The following is a 17,743-nucleotide window of genomic DNA, read 5'->3' on the forward strand; positions in this document are numbered from 1 at the left end:
CTCGAGGGGAAGTGAGCAGGTAAGGGCAAACTGGCGAGCGCATTCGGGCGTCGTGGGCCTTGGTGCGAACATCAGTGTGGAGCCGGGTTACCTAATTACGCTTCCGTCCCTCGGGACAACTTCGTTCCAGTCGGCAACCTCGTCAAACACACCTTATGGGCGGTACAGACACGAAACGGCTCGCGGGGTAGGTGCGAGCATCGCCTCGAAGGCCCTTGCCAGGGCCCCTGATTAGCGGGAGCGAGGCCATCATGCCTTTGCTTTTTTCGATCGTCAAATGTTTTGTAGTGCTTTTTTTCGAGCACTACATCTTTGGTCTAATACGACTAATCAGTCAGTTTCCGGTGGTTTAGTCCAAAGTATCGACTTTCACCCGCAGCGTCATGTCATCCCGGCCCTGAGTCGCGTAGTTGCGGGTCAGGCCCTGTTTGTCGGTCTGAGTCTGGCGATTGATACCCGCCAGAGTGATCCATTCACCGAGACGGCCCGTGACAGTTGTGTCGGTACTTTGCACGTTCACTACATCGGGACGTTCCTGGCTCATGCGGTCACGATTGGTGCTGATCGACAGGTGAACGATCTCGCCAGTAATGCTGGCTGTGACGTAGAAACCCTGGGTGACGTTGCGGTATTCGGTCTGGAGGCGCAGATCGCCGTAGGAATCGGTCTGGCTGCTGGTCAGCGGAACACTCTGGCCGACCTGAATCAGCGCGGGCGCACCTTCGCTGGCCTGAATCTGCTGGATGCCGCCATCACGACTGTCGGTGCTGCGATTGATGATCCGGGTCTGGCTCGGTTTGGCGCCGTTCACCGAGTAACCCTGATCGCCCTGGAAGTTGTTTTCGTTGGTGTCGACGGTGATCAGCAGGCGCTTGGGTTGCGTGTCGAGTTGCGCGATAAGTGCTTTAAGTTCGTCGATCTTGCGCTGATCGGCATTAACGATCAGCTGGTTTCCGTAGGCGCTGACCTGGCCTTCCTTGCCGATGAATTGTTGTGCCATCGGTAACATGTCGGCGCTGGTGTGGTAGTTCAGCGGCACGATCTCGGTAGCGGCCATGACCGAAAAACTGCAGGTCAGCAGCAGCGTGGTGAGCAGGGTGCGTAGGGACATGTCCGTTATCTCCGACTTCTGATGTCTTGATTTTGTAGGAGCGAGCTTGCTCGCGATGAGCTTCAGAGCGCCACGGTTATCCAATAAAAACATGCGCAATCGTTGACGACCATCGCGAGCAAGCTCGCTCCTACAGGTCTTGATATTGCCAGTTTGTCGGCTCGACGTGGGGCAAGTTGAATCGTAGACAGCAAAACGCCCCGGCATCCGAAAATGGCGGGGCGTTTTGTGGTGTTCTTGCGGGCTTTTTGTGGCGAGGGGATTTATCCCCATTGGGCTGCGAAGCAGTCCTGAATCCTGCTATGGATTTGCTTCAGGCACACCGCATGCGCAGGTTTAGCGACTGCTGCGCAGCCGAACGGGGATAAATCCCCTCGCCACAGGGGATCAAGCCGAGTGACGCACCATGTCCACATGCGGAATCCCGGCTTCCAGGAATTCCTCGCTGAGAATGTGAAAACCCAGGCGCTCGTAGAACGCCGTGGCCTGCACCTGCGCGCTGAGCATCTGCTGCTTCAACCCGCGCTTCTCGGCTTCACCGATCACCGCTTGCATCAGCGCATCGCCGACCTTCAGGCCGCGCCAGTCTTTCAGCACCGATACCCGGCCGACATGCCCGTCGGGCAGCAGGCGGGCGGTACCAATCGGGAAGTCGCCTTCGAAGGCCAGAAAATGCACCGCCGTTGCGTCATCAGCATCCCATTCCAGCTCAGGCGGAACAGATTGCTCGGCGATGAATACCGTCTCACGAATGCGCCGGATCTCGGCGTTGTCCTTTTGCCAGTCTGCGACACGTACGTGAATTTTATTCATCAGCAAACCCCAGGCTTCCTTGCTTGATCAGCTCGCACAGCAGGCCGCGACCGTCTTCGTCGCTCAGCCAGTCGCCCAGATTGTCGACGTGCAGCGCGTCGGCGGCGCAAATCATTTTCAGCAGCTCGCGCAGTTTGCCCGGCAGGTAACGGCTCTGGCCGCTGGCGAACAGCAGCAGGTCGTCATCGACTTCGGACCAGGCCAGGCGTGCGCTTGGGTTGCGAATCAGTACTGCGCCTTGCTCGAGGCTGGCGAGCAGATCGTCTTCGGCGATTTCTTCCGGGCCCACCACCAGTTCCGGGTAGCGCGGTTCGGTCATGAACTGGCCGAACCAGGTCAGCAGCAGGCGTTCGTCGCTCATGTGCTCGGCCAGCAGGCTTTTCAAGCGGTCGAGGGCGTCATGCTGGATCTGATGAGGATCGACCGCAGGCAGGGCGTCGGCGTCGGTGTAACGCTCTTCGTCCGGCAGGAACTGGCTGAGGAAGTCGGTGAAGTGGGTCAGCACTTCAGCCGCGCTCGGCGCACGGAAACCCACGGAGTAGGTCATGCAATCATCGACGGCCACGCCGCAGTGGGCCAGTCGCGGCGGCAGGTAAAGCATGTCGCCCGGTTCCAGGACCCACTCTTCGGTGGCTTCGAAATCAGCCAGGATGCGCAGGTCTGCATGTGGCAGCAGTGGGCTCTCGGAATCGCACATCTGGCCGATTTTCCAGTTGCGCTTGCCGTGACCTTGCAGCAGGAATACATCGTAGTTGTCGAAGTGCGGACCGACGCTTCCACCGGGGGCGGCGAAGCTGATCATCACGTCGTCGATGCGCCAGCTCGGCAGGAAACGGAAGTGCTCCAGCAGCTCGCCGACTTCCGGCACGAATTGGTCAACGGCTTGAACCAGCAGGGTCCACTCGCGTTCCGGCAATTTGCTGAATTCGTCTTCGGCGAACGGGCCGCGGCGCAATTCCCAAGGACGCTCGCCGTGCTCGATGATCAGGCGCGATTCGACTTCTTCTTCCAGCGCCAGGCCGGCCAGTTCGTCGGCGTCGATCGGGCTTTCGAAATCAGGAATCGCCTGACGGATCAGCAGCGGTTTTTTCTGCCAGTAGTCACGCAGGAATTCGCGCGCCGTGATGCCGCCCAGAAGTTGAAGAGGAATGTCAGGATTCATGTGTAACCTATTGAAAAAAAGCACTTTTCAGACGGGAATAAAAACGCCCGGCGCTGCCGGGCGTCTCAAACGGGTAAAACGGTCGATCAGATGCGCTTGGCTTGCTCTACGGCGTTGCCAATGTAGTTCGCCGGGGTCAGCAATTTCAGCTCGGCCTTGGCGGCGGCTGGCATGTCCAGGCCGTCGATGAAAGTCTGCAGTGCTTCTGGGCTGATGCCCTTGCCGCGCGTCAATTCTTTCAGTTTTTCGTACGGGTTTTCGATGTTGTAACGGCGCATCACGGTCTGGATCGGCTCGGCCAGAACTTCCCAGCACGCGTCCAGGTCAGCAGCGATCTTCTGGGCATTCAGCTCAAGCTTGCTGATGCCTTTGAGGCTGGCTTCGTACGCGATCACGCTGTGGGCGAAGCCGACACCGAGGTTACGCAGGACGGTGGAGTCGGTCAGGTCACGCTGCCAGCGGGAGATCGGCAGCTTGCTCGCCAAATGCTGGAACAGTGCGTTGGCGATACCCAGGTTGCCTTCGGAGTTTTCGAAGTCGATCGGGTTGACCTTGTGCGGCATGGTCGACGAACCGATTTCGCCAGCGATGGTGCGCTGTTTGAAATAACCCAGGGAGATATAGCCCCAGATATCACGGTCGAAATCGATCAGGATGGTGTTGAAGCGTGCAATCGCGTCGAACAGCTCGGCGATGTAGTCGTGCGGTTCGATCTGCGTGGTGTATGGGTTGAAACCCAGGCCCAGCTCATCTTCGATGAAGGCGCGGGCGTTTTCTTCCCAGTCGATCTCAGGGTAGGCCGACAGGTGGGCATTGTAGTTGCCGACAGCGCCGTTGATTTTGCCCAGAAGCGGAACGGCCGCGACTTGAGCGATTTGACGCTCCAGACGGTAAACCACGTTCGCCAGCTCTTTGCCCAGGGTGGTCGGCGAGGCCGGTTGACCGTGGGTGCGCGACAGCATCGGGACGTCGGCGAAGCGGATGGCCAGTTCGCGGATAGCGTCGGCAGTCTGGCGCATCAGTGGCAGCATGACGTCATCACGGCCTTCACGCAGCATCAGGGCGTGGGACAGGTTGTTGATGTCCTCGCTGGTGCAGGCAAAGTGGATGAATTCGCTGACCTTGGCCAGTTCCGGCAGCTTGGCCGCTTGCTCTTTGAGCAAGTATTCAATGGCTTTGACGTCGTGGTTGGTGGTGCGCTCGATCTCTTTCACGCGCTCGGCGTGTTCCAGGGCGAAGTTTTCCGCCAGGGTGTTGAGCACAGCATTGGCTTCGGCGGAGAACGCCGGCACTTCGCTGATGCCTGGGTGAGCGGCCAGGCGCTGGAGCCAGCGTACTTCAACCAGAACGCGAGCACGGATCAAGCCGTATTCGCTGAAAATTGGGCGCAGGGCCTGGGTTTTGCCGGCGTAGCGGCCGTCAACAGGGGAAACCGCAGTGAGCGAAGAAAGCTGCATGGGGTGTTCTCGGACAGTCGGGCAACGAAATGGGGCGCGTATCATACATGAAAAAATCCGCCGGTCCGTTGCCAACTGACCGGCGTACTACGCGTTACAGACTAAAAACGATGTTGCGGGCGCGGTTCAGCTGCTGCGCATCAGCGGGTAAAGCTCTTTCAACAATTTGCGACGACTGACCACCAACTGCCACCGATGGCCGCCCAACTGCCGCCACAAGCGTGCCGAACGAATCCCGGCCAGTAACAGCGCGCGGATTTTCGAGGCGTTGCTCGGCTGCTGCAGGTTGCGCATGTCGCCGTGGACCTGAATCCGTTGGCGCAGGGTGCTCAGGGTGTCCTGATACAGCGCACCGCAGGCGGCGATCACGTTTTCGTGCACCGGGCCGAAGTGCTCGACCTGGGACTGAATTTGCGGCAATCGCTTGCCGATCACGTCGAGCATGTCGTTGCGTTTCGCCAGTTGTCGTTCAAGGCCGAGCATCGCCAGGGCATAACGCAACGGCTCGCGTTGCAGGGCATTCGGGTCGCGTTCCAGGGCGCCAATTAATGCGCGGTAGCCTTCACGCAGATTGATATCGTCGCCGCCGTACACTTCCAGCGTGTCCTTGGGATCGCGAATCAGCAGGCTGCCGAGCATGCAGCTCAAACCGGCTTCGGTGGTCTGGCCGGTCTTGGCAATCTTGTCGACCAGTACGGCGGCGAGAAAAACGCCGCCCAGCGCCGTCAGTTGCTCCTGGGTCGGGCTCATTGTTGCTGGCCTTTACTGGTCCACGGTTTGGCAATTTCGATGACGCCGCCGCCCAGGCAGATTTCACCGTCGTAGAACACCACGGATTGGCCTGGGGTCACCGCGCGTTGCGGGTCATCGAAGGTCGCACGGTAGCCGGTGGCGGTTTTTTCCAGCGTGCAAGGCTGGTCGCTTTGACGGTAGCGGACTTTGGCGGTCAGCTGGCGTGGCTCGGTAAGGTCGATCGGGTTGACCCAATAGATGTCCGAGGCGAGCAGGGCGCGGGAGAACAAATAAGGATGGTCGTTGCCCTGGCCAACGATCAGCTCGTTGTGTTCCAGGTCTTTGATCAGCACGTACCACGGCTCGTCACTGGCGTCTTTCAGGCCGCCGATGCCCAGGCCCTGGCGCTGGCCGATGGTGTGATACATCAAGCCGTGGTGGCGGCCGATGACTTCACCTTCGGTGGTCTTGATCTCGCCGGGTTGAGCCGGCAGGTACTGTTTGAGGAAGTCGCTGAAACGGCGTTCGCCAATAAAGCAGATCCCGGTGGAATCCTTTTTCTTCGCGGTGGCCAGCTCGTGTTTCTCGGCAATCGCGCGCACTTCGGGTTTTTCCAGCTCGCCGACCGGGAACAGGGTCTTGGCGATCTGTTCGCCGCCGACGGCGTGCAGGAAGTAGCTCTGGTCCTTGTTCGGGTCCAGGCCCTTGAGCAGTTCGGTGCGACCGTCGATGTCGCGGCGGCGCACGTAGTGGCCGGTGGCGATCAGGTCGGCACCGAGCATCATGGCGTAGTCGAGGAACGCCTTGAACTTGATCTCGCGGTTGCAAAGGATGTCCGGGTTCGGCGTGCGACCGGCCTTGTATTCGGCCAGGAAATGCTCGAACACGTTGTCCCAGTACTCGGCAGCGAAATTGGCGGTGTGCAGCTTGATGCCAATTTTGTCGCACACGGCCTGGGCATCCGCCAGGTCATCCATGGCGGTGCAGTATTCCGTTCCATCGTCTTCTTCCCAGTTCTTCATGAACAGGCCTTCCACCTCATAACCCTGCTCGATCAGCAGGAGAGCGGAAACGGAAGAGTCCACGCCGCCGGACATGCCGACAATGACGCGCTTCTTTTGTGTGTCAGAAGGGGCTGGATCACGCATAGGGATTCAATGAGTGTCTTGAAAAAGGACGCGATTCTAACAGGCCGAAGCCCGCAAGGCTAAAGAGAAGGGCGGATCAGTTCGAGACCGAAGTGTTGGCCGTCCAGATAATCATCGATACAGCGGATGATCAGCTCACTGCGCCAGTTTGCGCGCTGTGCCAGCAGTTCGTCACGTGTCAGCCATTTTGCGCCGACGATGCCGTCGTCCAGCTGATAGTCGGGGTGGTGTTTAAGGGGTTTTGCGATGAAGCAGACGCGTTGGTAAGTCACGCCGTTGCTCGGGGCGGTGTAAAGGTAAATGCCCACGACACCTGTCGGCCTGACGTCCCAGCCGGTTTCTTCGAGGGTTTCGCGCACGGCGGCGTCAATCAGGGTTTCGTTCGGATCGAGGTGGCCGGCCGGCTGGTTGAGTACCGTTCGTCCGCCCTTGAGTTCTTCGACCATCAGGAAACGGCCATTGTCTTCGACGATGGTGGCGACAGTGATGTGGGGTAGCCAATCCATAAAGCTTCCTCGATTTTTGAATATTGGAACACAGGACCTGTGGGAGCTGGCTTGCCTGCGATAGCGGTGGGGCAGTCAACATCAACGGTGAATGATAAACCGCTATCGCAGGCAAGCCAGCTCCCACAGGGTTTTGTTTTGGTCGGTAGATTTGTATGCAGACCACAAACAGAAACCCCGGCACAGGGCCGGGGCTTCTTTGCATCCTTACAACCTTAAACCAGCGCAGCGATCGCGGCGTTGAACGTGTTGCTTGGGCGCATGGCCTTGCTGATCAGCTCGGCATTGGCGTGGTAGTAACCGCCGATGTCCACTGGCTTGCCCTGAACGGCATTGAGCTCGGCGACGATGGTCGCTTCGTTCTCGGTCAAGGTTTTTGCAAGTTGGCCAAACTGCGCTTGCAGTGCAGCGTCTTCAGTCTGGGCGGCCAGGGCTTGAGCCCAGTACAGCGCCAGGTAGAAGTGGCTGCCGCGGTTGTCGATGTTGCCGACTTTGCGCGATGGCGACTTGTTGTTGTCCAGGAACTGGCCGGTGGCCTGATCCAGAGTCTTGGCCAGCACCAGCGCCTTAGGGTTGTTGTAAGTCACACCCAAGTGCTCAAGGGACGCGGCCAGGGCCAGGAACTCACCCAGGGAATCCCAGCGCAGGAAGTTTTCTTCCAGCAGCTGCTGAACGTGCTTCGGAGCCGAACCGCCAGCGCCGGTTTCGAACAAGCCACCGCCATTCATCAGCGGAACAATCGACAGCATCTTGGCGCTGGTGCCCAGTTCCATGATCGGGAACAGGTCGGTCAGGTAGTCGCGCAGTACGTTGCCGGTCACCGAAATGGTGTCGAGGCCGGAGCGGGTACGGCCCAGGGTGAAGGCCATCGCGTCGACGGGCGACATGATGCGGATGTCCAGGCCCGAAGTGTCGTGATCCTTCAGATAAGCCTGAACTTTCTCGATCACTACGCCATCGTGGGCGCGCATTGGGTCCAGCCAGAAGATCGCTGGGGTGCTGCTGGCGCGAGCACGATTGACGGCCAGTTTGACCCAGTCCTGGATCGGCGCGTCTTTGGTCTGGCACATGCGGAAGATGTCGCCGGCTTCAACCGACTGCTCCAGCAAGGTGCGGCCAGCGCTGTCGGAAACCCGAACCACGCCGTTGGTCTTGATCTGGAAGGTCTTGTCGTGCGAGCCGTACTCTTCGGCTTTCTTCGCCATCAGGCCAACGTTTGGCACGCTGCCCATGGTGGTCGGATCGAAAGCGCCGTGCAGCTTGCAGTCTTCGATCACCGCCTGGTAGATGGTGGCGTAGCAGCGATCCGGGATCACAGCCTTGGTGTCGTGCAGCTGACCGTCAGTGCCCCACATCTTGCCGGAGTCACGGATCATGGCTGGCATCGAGGCGTCGACGATCACGTCGCTCGGCACGTGCAGGTTAGTGATGCCTTTGTCGGAGTTGACCATGGCCAACGACGGACGAACGGCGTAGACCGCCTGGATGTCCGCTTCGATCTGCGCTTGCTGTTCAGCCGGCAGGGCTTTGATGCGAGCGTACAGGTCGCCGATGCCGTTGTTCAGGTTGAAGCCGATCTGTGCCAGCACGTCAGCGTGTTTAGCCAGTGCGTCTTTATAGAACTCGGCGACGATCTGGCCGAACATGATCGGGTCGGAGACCTTCATCATGGTGGCTTTCAGGTGAACCGACAGCAGCACGCCTTTGGCTTTTGCGTCTTCGATCTCGGCAGCGATGAAGCTACGCAGAGCGTTTTTGCTCATGATCGCGCAATCGAGGATCTCACCGGCTTGCACGGTGGTCTTTTCTTTCAGGACGGTGGTCGTGCCGTCTTGAGCGATCAGTTCGATTTTGACGGCGTCAGCGGCGTCGATCAGGGCCGCTTTCTCGCTGCCGTAGAAATCGCCGGTGCTCATGTGCGCGACGTGGGACTTGGAGTCCGCAGCCCAGGCGCCCATTTTGTGCGGGTGCTTGCGCGCGTAGTTCTTGACCGACAGGGGTGCGCGACGATCAGAGTTGCCTTCGCGCAGAACCGGGTTTACGGCGCTGCCCTTGATTTTGTCGTAACGCGACTTGGCGAGTTTGTCGGCATCGCTGGTGACGGTTTCCGGGTAGTCCGGAATGTTGAAGCCCTGCGACTGCAGTTCTTTGATCGCGGCCTGCAGTTGCGGAACCGAGGCGCTGATGTTCGGCAGCTTGATGATGTTGGCTTCAGGCGTAATGGCCAGGTCGCCCAGTTCGGCGAGGTGGTCGGCTACGGCTTTGTCGCCCAATTGCTCAGGGAAGCTGGCCAGGATGCGCCCTGCAAGGGAGATATCGCGGGTTTCCACGGCGATATCAGCCGAGGCGGTGAATGCCTCTACGATAGGCAACAGTGAATAGGTGGCGAGGGCTGGGGCTTCGTCGGTGAAGGTGTAGATGATCTTCGAGCGGGTGGGCATATTCGGATTAACTCTCTCTTCTTTGCTAAAGAGTGCGCAGAAACTCGAGGGGCGCCGGGTAAGCGCGCGTTCGTTCAAAGTCATCCATGAGCCGAATGTCGAGATTTATGCGCGGTGATGTTGGGTGCATCAGTCGAGCGGTAAGCGGGTGGACTGCGGTAACAATCCTGCTTTTTCGGGCTCAGAATCTCGTCATGGAGAAGTCGGCCGTCGTGACTCTGCGGTCAGCGGGCGGCATTATACATAGGTAGCTGGCAATCTGCCGATGGTTCATGCACAACGAATATCGTCCATTGGTCTAAAGGTCGCAGGGGAGCGTGCGGCGTAGAGTCTTGCACCGTGCTTGAGTTTGGCGCTTTTCCCTTTGCTTTCAGGCTTGTACGTCGCGAGCTGCGCAGCTTAGCGGCAGATGGATGGAACAGAGGGTTTGCCTGCCGATTTAACTGGGGTACGCTCGAGCGCAGCCAGATGTTCAATCCAAACAATGGAGTTCAGCATGGGATACAAGAAGATTCAGGTTCCAGCCGTCGGCGAAAAAATTACCGTCAATGCGGACCATTCTCTCAATGTTCCTAACAACCCGATCATTCCCTTCATCGAAGGCGATGGTATTGGCGTTGATATCAGCCCGGTCATGATCAAGGTTGTCGATGCTGCTGTTAAGAAGGCTTACGGCGGCGAGCGCAAAATTTCCTGGATGGAAGTCTATGCCGGGGAAAAAGCAACTCAGGTTTACGATCAGGACACCTGGCTACCTCAGGAAACCCTGGACGCGGTCAAGGACTACGTGGTTTCCATCAAGGGTCCTCTGACCACACCGGTCGGTGGCGGCATCCGTTCCCTGAACGTGGCCCTGCGTCAGCAACTCGACCTTTATGTCTGCCTGCGCCCGGTGCGCTGGTTCGAAGGCGTGCCAAGCCCGGTCAAGAAACCTGGCGACGTCGACATGACGATCTTCCGCGAAAACTCGGAAGACATTTATGCCGGTATCGAATGGAAGGCCGGTTCGCCGGAAGCGACCAAGGTCATCAAGTTCCTTAAAGATGAAATGGGCGTCACCAAGATCCGTTTCGACGAAAACTGCGGTATCGGCATCAAGCCGGTTTCGCTGCAAGGCACCAAGCGTCTGGCACGCAAGGCGCTGCAGTATGTGGTCGACAACGACCGCGACTCGCTGACCATCGTGCACAAAGGCAACATCATGAAGTTCACCGAAGGTGCCTTCAAGGAATGGGCCTACGAAGTGGCGGCTGAAGAATTCGGCGCGACCCTGCTCGATGGCGGTCCGTGGATGCAGTTCAAGAACCCGAAAACCGGCAAGAACGTCATCGTCAAGGACGCTATCGCCGACGCCATGCTCCAGCAGATCCTGCTGCGCCCGGCCGAATACGATGTCATCGCGACCCTGAACCTGAACGGCGACTACCTCTCCGACGCCCTCGCGGCCGAAGTGGGCGGTATCGGTATCGCGCCGGGTGCCAACCTGTCCGACACCATTGCCATGTTCGAGGCGACCCACGGTACCGCGCCGAAATATGCCGGCAAGGACCAGGTCAACCCGGGCTCGCTGATCCTGTCTGCAGAGATGATGCTGCGTCACATGGGTTGGACCGAAGCGGCCGATCTGATCATCAAGGGCACCAACGGCGCGATTTCGGCCAAGACCGTGACCTATGACTTCGAGCGTCTGATGGAGGGCGCGAAGCTGGTGTCGTCTTCCGGGTTTGGTGATGCACTGATTTCGCACATGTAAGCGGAACGTAATAACCAAAAAACCGCCTGACTCATTCAATGAGTCAGGCGGGTTTTTTATGACCGGGAGGTTACTGCGAAATTTAAGCGGTAACGGTTTGTTGTCCGGTGGGTGCGAGCACTTGTTGAGTGTCTTGAGGTGCGCCGATGTTGACGGCGTGCAAGCCTTTTGGTCCTTGAATGATCTCAAAGACGACAGCCTGCCCGGCCTTCAGGGTTTTATAGCCGTCCATCTGGATAGCCGAGTAGTGGGCGAACAGGTCTTCGCTCTTGCCATCCTCGTTGATGAATCCATAACCCTTGGCGTTGTTAAACCATTTGACCTTGCCGCTCACCTTGACACCTGACATACCCATATCCCTCTGCAACAGACTCCATCACTGGAGTATCATCCAGTACATCCGCAGTCGAATCTCACAAATAAGATTGACTCCGCGGACCTTTTTTACCCACTGTGGGCTCTATTGGTTGTAACACCGTTTTGCCGATAGTCAAGGTGACCAGGCAGTCGGAGTTGAAATCGTTCATAGACGTCCCCACTACTGTATTCGCACAACTGACGAACCTTTCTTTCCATGCATGCAATCAGCCAGATTCGACTAACATTCAATCAGGATCGCCCTGATTCACACGACGACGATTCCGCAGGCATTGCTGTTCAGGAGGCTAAGCCTGCTTTACAGGCGCCGCCGATGTACAAGGTGGTTTTGTTCAATGATGACTACACACCGATGGATTTCGTCGTCGAAGTGCTCGAGGTGTTTTTTAACCTGAATCGCGAGCTGGCGACCAAGGTCATGCTGGCCGTCCACACAGAAGGGCGGGCAGTATGTGGAGTGTTTACCCGCGACATCGCCGAGACCAAGGCCATGCAGGTCAACCAGTACGCCAGGGAAAGCCAGCATCCGCTACTCTGTGAAATCGAGAAGGACGGTTAATCGCCGACCACTTGGGTATGAGGTGAAGCTATGTTAAACCGCGAGCTCGAAGTCACCCTCAATCTTGCCTTCAAGGAGGCTCGTTCGAAACGTCATGAGTTCATGACCGTCGAACACCTTTTGCTGGCCCTATTGGACAATGAGGCTGCCGCCACCGTTTTGCGTGCCTGCGGCGCAAACCTCGACAAACTCAAGCATGATCTGCAGGAGTTCATCGACTCCACCACGCCGTTGATCCCCGTTCATGACGAGGATCGCGAGACCCAACCAACCCTGGGCTTCCAGCGTGTTCTGCAGCGTGCTGTCTTTCACGTACAGAGCTCGGGTAAACGCGAAGTGACTGGCGCCAACGTGCTGGTTGCGATCTTCAGTGAGCAAGAGAGTCAGGCAGTGTTCCTGCTGAAACAGCAGAGCGTTGCGCGCATCGATGTCGTCAACTATATCGCCCACGGCATTTCCAAAGTGCCGGGGCATGGCGATCACTCTGAAGGTGAGCAAGATATGCAGGACGACGAGGGCGGTGAGTCTTCTTCCTCAGGCAATCCACTGGATGCTTATGCCAGCAACCTCAACGAACTCGCGCGCCAGGGTCGAATCGATCCGTTGGTAGGCCGTGAACTCGAAGTCGAGCGTGTCGCGCAGATCCTGGCGCGTCGTCGCAAAAACAATCCGCTGCTGGTAGGCGAGGCAGGCGTGGGTAAAACCGCGATTGCCGAAGGCCTGGCCAAACGCATTGTCGACAACCAGGTGCCAGACCTGCTGGCCAACAGCGTGGTGTACTCCCTCGATCTGGGCGCCTTGCTGGCCGGGACCAAATACCGTGGCGATTTCGAGAAACGCTTCAAGGCGTTGCTCAATGAACTGAAAAAACGTCCGCAGGCCATCCTGTTCATCGACGAAATCCACACCATTATCGGTGCGGGTGCTGCGTCGGGTGGCGTCATGGATGCCTCGAACCTGCTGAAACCGCTGCTGTCGTCGGGCGATATCCGGTGCATCGGTTCAACCACGTTCCAGGAGTTCCGTGGGATCTTCGAGAAGGACCGTGCTCTGGCTCGGCGCTTCCAGAAGGTCGATGTGTCGGAGCCGTCGGTGGAAGACACCATCGGCATCCTGCGCGGCCTGAAAGGTCGTTTCGAAGCGCACCACAACATCGAATACAGCGATGAAGCGTTGCGTGCCGCTGCCGAGCTGGCATCGCGTTATATCAATGACCGGCATATGCCGGACAAAGCTATCGACGTGATTGACGAGGCGGGTGCCTACCAGCGCCTGCAACCGATCGAGAAGCGTGTGAAACGCATCGAAGTGCCTCAGGTTGAGGACATCGTTGCGAAAATCGCGCGGATTCCACCAAAGCACGTCACCAGCTCCGACAAAGAGCTGCTGCGTAACCTAGAGCGTGACCTGAAGCTGACGGTATTTGGTCAGGATGCGGCGATCGACTCATTGTCGACCGCGATCAAACTGTCCCGTGCCGGCCTCAAGTCGCCTGACAAGCCTGTCGGTTCGTTCCTGTTCGCAGGGCCGACCGGTGTCGGTAAAACCGAAGCGGCGCGTCAGTTGGCCAAGGCGTTGGGGATCGAGCTGGTTCGCTTCGACATGTCCGAATACATGGAGCGCCACACCGTATCGCGTCTGATCGGTGCACCTCCAGGCTATGTCGGGTTCGATCAGGGCGGTCTGCTGACCGAAGCCATCACCAAGCAGCCTCATTGCGTGCTGCTGCTCGATGAGATCGAAAAGGCGCATCCGGAAGTCTTCAACCTGCTGCTGCAGGTCATGGATCACGGTACGCTGACCGATAACAACGGGCGCAAGGCGGATTTCCGAAACGTGATCGTCATCATGACGACCAACGCCGGTGCCGAAACGGCAGCGCGTGCTTCGATCGGTTTCACCCATCAGGACCACTCGTCCGATGCGATGGAAGTGATCAAGAAGAGCTTCACGCCGGAGTTCCGCAACCGTCTGGACACCATTATCCAGTTTGGTCGCCTCAGTCATGAGGTTATCAAAAGCGTGGTGGACAAGTTCCTTACCGAGCTTCAGGCGCAGCTGGAAGACAAGCGCGTGCAGCTGGAAGTGACAGACGCTGCGCGCAGCTGGCTGGCCGCTGGGGGCTACGACTCGGCAATGGGCGCTCGCCCGATGGCGCGTTTGATTCAGGATAAGATCAAGCGTCCGCTGGCGGAAGAGATTCTCTTTGGCGAACTGGCTGACCATGGTGGGGTGGTGCACATCGACCTCAAAGATGGCGAGTTGACCTTTGAGTTCGAGACCACGGCTGAAATGGCCTGACGTTAACCGCTACAAAGCAAAAGGCGCCGAAAGGCGCCTTTTTGCTGTCTATCCGTTGTACACCGAGCACTGTAGGAGCTGCCGAAGGCTGCGATCTTTTGATTTTGCTTTTACCAGTCACAGGCAAAATCAAAATCAAAAGATCGCAGCCTTCGGCAGCTCCTACAACGGCAGATGTCCGGCGGCCGTTAAATCGCAGGCAAACAAAAACGCCCGGCATAAACCGGGCGTTTTGTATCGACTTGATCAGCGAGCAGGCCCTATGTCTGTAGGAGCAAGCTTGCTCGCGATGGTCGTCAACGATGATGCGGGGAGTCTGACTTGACGCGGTGCCCTCAGGTTTTTCGCGAGCAAGCTCGCTCCTACCTTAGCGAGCGCGGTAAGTGATGCGCCCTTTGCTCAAGTCATAGGGCGTCAGCTCGACGCGCACTTTGTCACCGGTAAGAATACGGATGTAATTCTTGCGCATCTTGCCGGAGATATGCGCGGTTACGACGTGCCCATTTTCCAACTCCACACGAAACATGGTGTTGGGCAGGGTGTCGACGACAGTGCCTTCCATTTCGAAGCTGTCTTCTTTCGACATGCAGTAAAGCCCTCGGTGTCCAATGAATGGCCCGGTGCAACTGCGCCAGGCAAAAGCGGCGTGCATTGTGCCCGAAAAATGGGGTTTAAGCCAAGGGGTTTAGGGCGTGCTCTAGTTCAGGATGACCCAGCGCTGATTAATCAGCAGTTCGATGGGGCGATATTGAGTCTTGTAGCTCATCTTTTTGCAGTTTTTGATCCAGTAGCCCAGGTAGACCGCTTCCAGCCCCAGCCGCTGGGCCTCGGCGATTTGCCAGAGAATCGCGTAACGCCCCAGGCTGCGGCGTTCTTCGGCAGGTTCGTAGAAGGTATAAACAGCTGAGAGGCCATTCGGCAGCAGGTCAGTGACGGCAACGGCCAGCAACCGGCCTTCGAGGCGGAATTCGTAGAATCGGGAAAACGGCAGGTCACGTACCAGGAACGTCGAAAACTGATCGCGACTGGGCGGGTACATATCGCCATCGGCATGGCGCTGTTCGATGTAGCGCTGATAAAGATCGAAATATTCTTCGCTGTACTGCGGTTTGGTCGGGCGCACCTGTAAGTCGGCATTGCGTTTGAAAATGCGCTTCTGCTGGCGGTTGGGTTCAAATTGCGCCACAGGGATACGCGCCGGGACGCACGCATTGCAATTTTGGCAATGAGGCCGGTAAAGATGATCGCCGCTGCGACGAAAACCCATTTCGGACAGGTCTGCGTAGACATGCACATCCATGGGCTGGCTAGGGTCGAGGAACAGCGTGGTGGCCTGCTCCTCGGGCAGATAACTGCAAGAGTGGGGCTGAGTGGCATAGAACTTCAAACGCGCCAACTCGGTCATGATCAACCCTCGGGATAAGCTTTTGAATTAAGTGTAAGCCACTCGCGCAAATGTCGCTCAGCAAACCCAGGTGGCGCTATTGGGCTGGTCCAGATGCTGCGCAAGGTAGCCGGCAAACGTGCGGCGCGGAATCGCACGAGCGCCGAGACTGTGCAGATGATCGGTAGGCATTTGGCAGTCGATCAGCACAAAACCCGATTCTTTCAGGTGTCGGACCAAGGTGGCAAAGCCATATTTCGAGGCGTTGTCGGCGCGGCTGAACATGGATTCGCCGAAAAACAGCTGACCCATCGCCAGACCATAGAGCCCGCCAACCAGTTCTCCCTGGTCCCAGACTTCCACAGAATGCGCGTAACCGCGCCTGTGCAGATCCAGGTAGGCGTTCTGCATCGCTTCGGTGATCCAGGTCCCGTCAGCGTACTCCCTGGGAGCGGCGCAGGCGCGGATGACCGAGGAAAAATCCTGATCAAAGGTCACTTGATAGCGTTTTTGGCGCAGTAACTTGTTCAGGCTGCGTGAAATATGCAACTCGTCGGGAAGCAGCACGGTGCGCGGGTCCGGTGACCACCAGAGAATTGGCTGGCCTTCCGAGAACCATGGAAAGCAGCCGTGGCGATAGGCCTGAATCAGGCGGTCGGCGGATAGATCGCCACCCGCAGCCAACAGTCCGTTGGGATCGCGCATGGCTTTTTCCAGCGGTGGGAACGTCAGCGTGTTGCGTTGTAACCAAGTCAGCATGGTATCCGGGCTTACAAAAGGGGAGGGCAGTGGTGGGCTGATCGGCCCACCGTGAAGTGTGCCGTCAAACGGTTGGAATGTCGTCGAGGTATTTTTCTGCGTCCAGTGCGGCCATGCAACCGGCGCCGGCAGACGTGACGGCCTGGCGGTAAACGTGATCGGCCACATCGCCTGCGGCAAACACCCCCGGGATTTCGGTGGCGGTGGCATCGCCTTCGCTGCCGCCTTTGACCAGCAGGTAGCCGTCGCGCATGGGTAGCTGGTCGACAAACAGATCGGTGTTGGGCTTATGGCCGATGGCGATGAACACGCCGGCCAGCGCCAAGTCACGGGTTTCGCCCGTGTGGCTGTCCCGCAGGCGGGCGCCGGTCACGCCGCTGGCATCGCCGAGCACTTCGTCCAGGTGCTGATTCCAGTGCAGGCGAATATTGCCGTTGGAGGCTTTTTCGAAGAGTTTGTCCTGAAGGATTTTCTCCGAGCGCAATTTGTCGCGACGGTGAATCAGGTGAACTTCCTTGGCAATGTTTGATAAATACAGGGCTTCTTCAACCGCTGTATTGCCGCCACCGACTACCGCCACCACTTGATTGCGATAGAAGAAGCCATCACAAGTAGCGCAGGCTGAAACCCCTTTGCCGGCAAACGTTTCTTCCGATGGCAGCCCCAGGTATTGCGCCGAGGCACCGGTGGCAATGATCAACGCATCGCAAGTGTAAGTACCGCTGTCGCCGATAAGTTCGAAGGGGCGCTGTTGCAACTTGGCGGTGTGGATGTGGTCGTAAACGATCTCTGTGTCAAAGCGCTCGGCGTGTTTTTGCATGCGTTCCATCAGCACCGGGCCGGTGAGGCCTTCGACGTCACCTGGCCAGTTGTCGACTTCGACGGTGGTGGTGAGCTGGCCACCTGCCTGTATGCCGGTGATGACAACCGGTTTGAGGTTGGCGCGTGCGGCATAAACGGCTGCGCTGTAACCGGCAGGGCCGGAGCCCAGAATGATCAGGCGGGAATGCTTCGCTTCGCTCATAAAAACACCTCATAAGCCTTTGTCACAAAAGAGAATGCATGCTCAAATTGAGCTGTGCGTAATGCGCTGTTGGTTATGCTACGCCCAAGGCTTCAAGCATGGCATCGGACGAACAAACCCGTACAATGCCGCTTGTTATGCAATATTCAGTGCGCACCGTGTTTATAAAAACCGGGGTGCAGTGTTAAAAGTAGTCCCAGTTACGCCTGTTAACT

General features: G+C 57.9%; 16 protein-coding genes. 3 read left to right on the forward strand and 13 right to left on the reverse strand.

Annotation, left to right across the window (positions count from 1 at the left end; translation table 11 throughout):
- Positions 1 to 349: 349 nt before the first annotated feature.
- From JFU37_RS00145 to JFU37_RS00180, 8 genes are all read right to left on the reverse strand, one after another.
- Positions 350 to 1,111, reverse strand: a complete 762-nt coding sequence (locus JFU37_RS00145) for a secretin N-terminal domain-containing protein (protein WP_201111675.1) — start codon at positions 1,109 to 1,111, stop codon at positions 350 to 352.
- A gap of 387 nt (positions 1,112 to 1,498) precedes the next feature.
- Complete coding sequence (locus JFU37_RS00150; protein ID WP_201111677.1) at positions 1,499 to 1,924, reverse strand: GNAT family N-acetyltransferase; 426 nt, start codon at positions 1,922 to 1,924, stop codon at positions 1,499 to 1,501.
- Positions 1,917 to 3,086 (reverse strand): ribosomal protein uL16 3-hydroxylase, encoded by a 1,170-nt coding sequence (locus JFU37_RS00155; protein WP_201111680.1) that lies wholly within the window; start codon positions 3,084 to 3,086, stop codon positions 1,917 to 1,919. The genes JFU37_RS00150 and JFU37_RS00155 overlap by 8 nt, the downstream gene beginning before the upstream one ends.
- 86 nt (positions 3,087 to 3,172) lie before the next feature.
- Positions 3,173 to 4,543: an adenylosuccinate lyase gene (gene purB / locus JFU37_RS00160; RefSeq protein ID WP_201111682.1), complete on the reverse strand. Its 1,371-nt coding sequence runs from the start codon at positions 4,541 to 4,543 to the stop codon at positions 3,173 to 3,175.
- A 126-nt stretch (positions 4,544 to 4,669) separates the two neighbouring features.
- Complete coding sequence (gene hflD / locus JFU37_RS00165) at positions 4,670 to 5,293, reverse strand: high frequency lysogenization protein HflD (protein ID WP_201111684.1); 624 nt, start codon at positions 5,291 to 5,293, stop codon at positions 4,670 to 4,672.
- A complete protein-coding gene (mnmA, locus tag JFU37_RS00170; protein WP_201111686.1) occupies positions 5,290 to 6,423 on the reverse strand; it encodes a tRNA 2-thiouridine(34) synthase MnmA in 1,134 nt (377 codons plus the stop codon). Before mnmA ends, hflD begins: the two co-directional genes overlap by 4 nt.
- 59 nt (positions 6,424 to 6,482) lie before the next feature.
- Positions 6,483 to 6,929, reverse strand: a complete 447-nt coding sequence (locus JFU37_RS00175; RefSeq protein WP_201111688.1) for an NUDIX hydrolase — start codon at positions 6,927 to 6,929, stop codon at positions 6,483 to 6,485.
- Positions 6,930 to 7,144: 215 nt separating this feature from the next.
- Positions 7,145 to 9,370, reverse strand: coding sequence for an NADP-dependent isocitrate dehydrogenase (locus tag JFU37_RS00180; protein ID WP_201111690.1), 2,226 nt, complete (start codon positions 9,368 to 9,370; stop codon positions 7,145 to 7,147).
- Between the two features lie 496 nt (positions 9,371 to 9,866).
- Here JFU37_RS00180 and icd point away from each other — a divergent pair, with 496 nt between their 5' ends.
- Complete coding sequence (gene icd, locus JFU37_RS00185) at positions 9,867 to 11,123, forward strand: NADP-dependent isocitrate dehydrogenase (protein ID WP_201111692.1); 1,257 nt, start codon at positions 9,867 to 9,869, stop codon at positions 11,121 to 11,123.
- Between the two features lie 82 nt (positions 11,124 to 11,205).
- Here icd and cspD read toward each other — a convergent pair whose 3' ends face one another.
- Positions 11,206 to 11,472: a cold shock domain-containing protein CspD gene (gene cspD, locus JFU37_RS00190; protein ID WP_201111694.1), complete on the reverse strand. Its 267-nt coding sequence runs from the start codon at positions 11,470 to 11,472 to the stop codon at positions 11,206 to 11,208.
- Between the two features lie 225 nt (positions 11,473 to 11,697).
- Between cspD and clpS the strand changes: the two genes are divergently transcribed.
- Both clpS and clpA read left to right on the forward strand, forming a co-directional pair.
- Positions 11,698 to 12,060 carry an ATP-dependent Clp protease adapter ClpS gene (gene clpS / locus JFU37_RS00195; RefSeq protein ID WP_046032480.1) on the forward strand — a complete coding sequence of 121 codons (363 nt, stop codon included), beginning with the start codon at positions 11,698 to 11,700 and terminating at the stop codon, positions 12,058 to 12,060.
- A 30-nt stretch (positions 12,061 to 12,090) separates the two neighbouring features.
- The gene (clpA, locus tag JFU37_RS00200; protein WP_007946437.1) at positions 12,091 to 14,361 is read left to right on the forward strand and encodes an ATP-dependent Clp protease ATP-binding subunit ClpA; all 2,271 of its coding nucleotides are present in this window, start codon (positions 12,091 to 12,093) and stop codon (positions 14,359 to 14,361) included.
- Positions 14,362 to 14,728: 367 nt separating this feature from the next.
- Here the strand turns inward: clpA and infA are convergent, their stop codons facing one another.
- The 4 genes from infA to trxB form a co-directional block, all read right to left on the reverse strand.
- Positions 14,729 to 14,947, reverse strand: a complete 219-nt coding sequence (infA, locus tag JFU37_RS00205; protein ID WP_002553999.1) for a translation initiation factor IF-1 — start codon at positions 14,945 to 14,947, stop codon at positions 14,729 to 14,731.
- A 111-nt stretch (positions 14,948 to 15,058) separates the two neighbouring features.
- The gene (locus JFU37_RS00210) at positions 15,059 to 15,766 is read right to left on the reverse strand and encodes an arginyltransferase (RefSeq protein ID WP_201111696.1); all 708 of its coding nucleotides are present in this window, start codon (positions 15,764 to 15,766) and stop codon (positions 15,059 to 15,061) included.
- A gap of 57 nt (positions 15,767 to 15,823) precedes the next feature.
- Positions 15,824 to 16,504 carry a leucyl/phenylalanyl-tRNA--protein transferase gene (gene aat, locus JFU37_RS00215; RefSeq protein ID WP_201111698.1) on the reverse strand — a complete coding sequence of 227 codons (681 nt, stop codon included), beginning with the start codon at positions 16,502 to 16,504 and terminating at the stop codon, positions 15,824 to 15,826.
- 64 nt (positions 16,505 to 16,568) lie between these two features.
- Positions 16,569 to 17,528, reverse strand: a complete 960-nt coding sequence (gene trxB, locus JFU37_RS00220) for a thioredoxin-disulfide reductase (RefSeq protein ID WP_201111700.1) — start codon at positions 17,526 to 17,528, stop codon at positions 16,569 to 16,571.
- Positions 17,529 to 17,743 lie beyond the last annotated feature (215 nt).

Source organism: Pseudomonas sp. TH41 (assembly GCF_016650695.1).
GTDB lineage: Bacteria > Pseudomonadota > Gammaproteobacteria > Pseudomonadales > Pseudomonadaceae > Aquipseudomonas.

Excerpts from the sequence above, each read along its gene's own strand:
- hflD (WP_201111684.1), bottom strand. The coding sequence starts at position 5,293 with ATGAGCCCGACCCAGGAGCAACTGACGGCGCTGGGCGGCGTTTTTCTC.
- aat (WP_201111698.1), bottom strand. The coding sequence starts at position 16,504 with ATGCTGACTTGGTTACAACGCAACACGCTGACGTTCCCACCGCTGGAA.
- JFU37_RS00145 (WP_201111675.1), bottom strand. The coding sequence starts at position 1,111 with ATGTCCCTACGCACCCTGCTCACCACGCTGCTGCTGACCTGCAGTTTT.
- mnmA (WP_201111686.1), bottom strand. The coding sequence starts at position 6,423 with ATGCGTGATCCAGCCCCTTCTGACACACAAAAGAAGCGCGTCATTGTC.
- clpA (WP_007946437.1), top strand. The coding sequence starts at position 12,091 with ATGTTAAACCGCGAGCTCGAAGTCACCCTCAATCTTGCCTTCAAGGAG.
- JFU37_RS00155 (WP_201111680.1), bottom strand. The coding sequence starts at position 3,086 with ATGAATCCTGACATTCCTCTTCAACTTCTGGGCGGCATCACGGCGCGC.
- clpS (WP_046032480.1), top strand. The coding sequence starts at position 11,698 with ATGCATGCAATCAGCCAGATTCGACTAACATTCAATCAGGATCGCCCT.
- JFU37_RS00210 (WP_201111696.1), bottom strand. The coding sequence starts at position 15,766 with ATGACCGAGTTGGCGCGTTTGAAGTTCTATGCCACTCAGCCCCACTCT.
- cspD (WP_201111694.1), bottom strand. The coding sequence starts at position 11,472 with ATGTCAGGTGTCAAGGTGAGCGGCAAGGTCAAATGGTTTAACAACGCC.
- purB (WP_201111682.1), bottom strand. The coding sequence starts at position 4,543 with ATGCAGCTTTCTTCGCTCACTGCGGTTTCCCCTGTTGACGGCCGCTAC.
- JFU37_RS00175 (WP_201111688.1), bottom strand. The coding sequence starts at position 6,929 with ATGGATTGGCTACCCCACATCACTGTCGCCACCATCGTCGAAGACAAT.
- infA (WP_002553999.1), bottom strand. The coding sequence starts at position 14,947 with ATGTCGAAAGAAGACAGCTTCGAAATGGAAGGCACTGTCGTCGACACC.
- JFU37_RS00150 (WP_201111677.1), bottom strand. The coding sequence starts at position 1,924 with ATGAATAAAATTCACGTACGTGTCGCAGACTGGCAAAAGGACAACGCC.
- JFU37_RS00180 (WP_201111690.1), bottom strand. The coding sequence starts at position 9,370 with ATGCCCACCCGCTCGAAGATCATCTACACCTTCACCGACGAAGCCCCA.
- icd (WP_201111692.1), top strand. The coding sequence starts at position 9,867 with ATGGGATACAAGAAGATTCAGGTTCCAGCCGTCGGCGAAAAAATTACC.
- trxB (WP_201111700.1), bottom strand. The coding sequence starts at position 17,528 with ATGAGCGAAGCGAAGCATTCCCGCCTGATCATTCTGGGCTCCGGCCCT.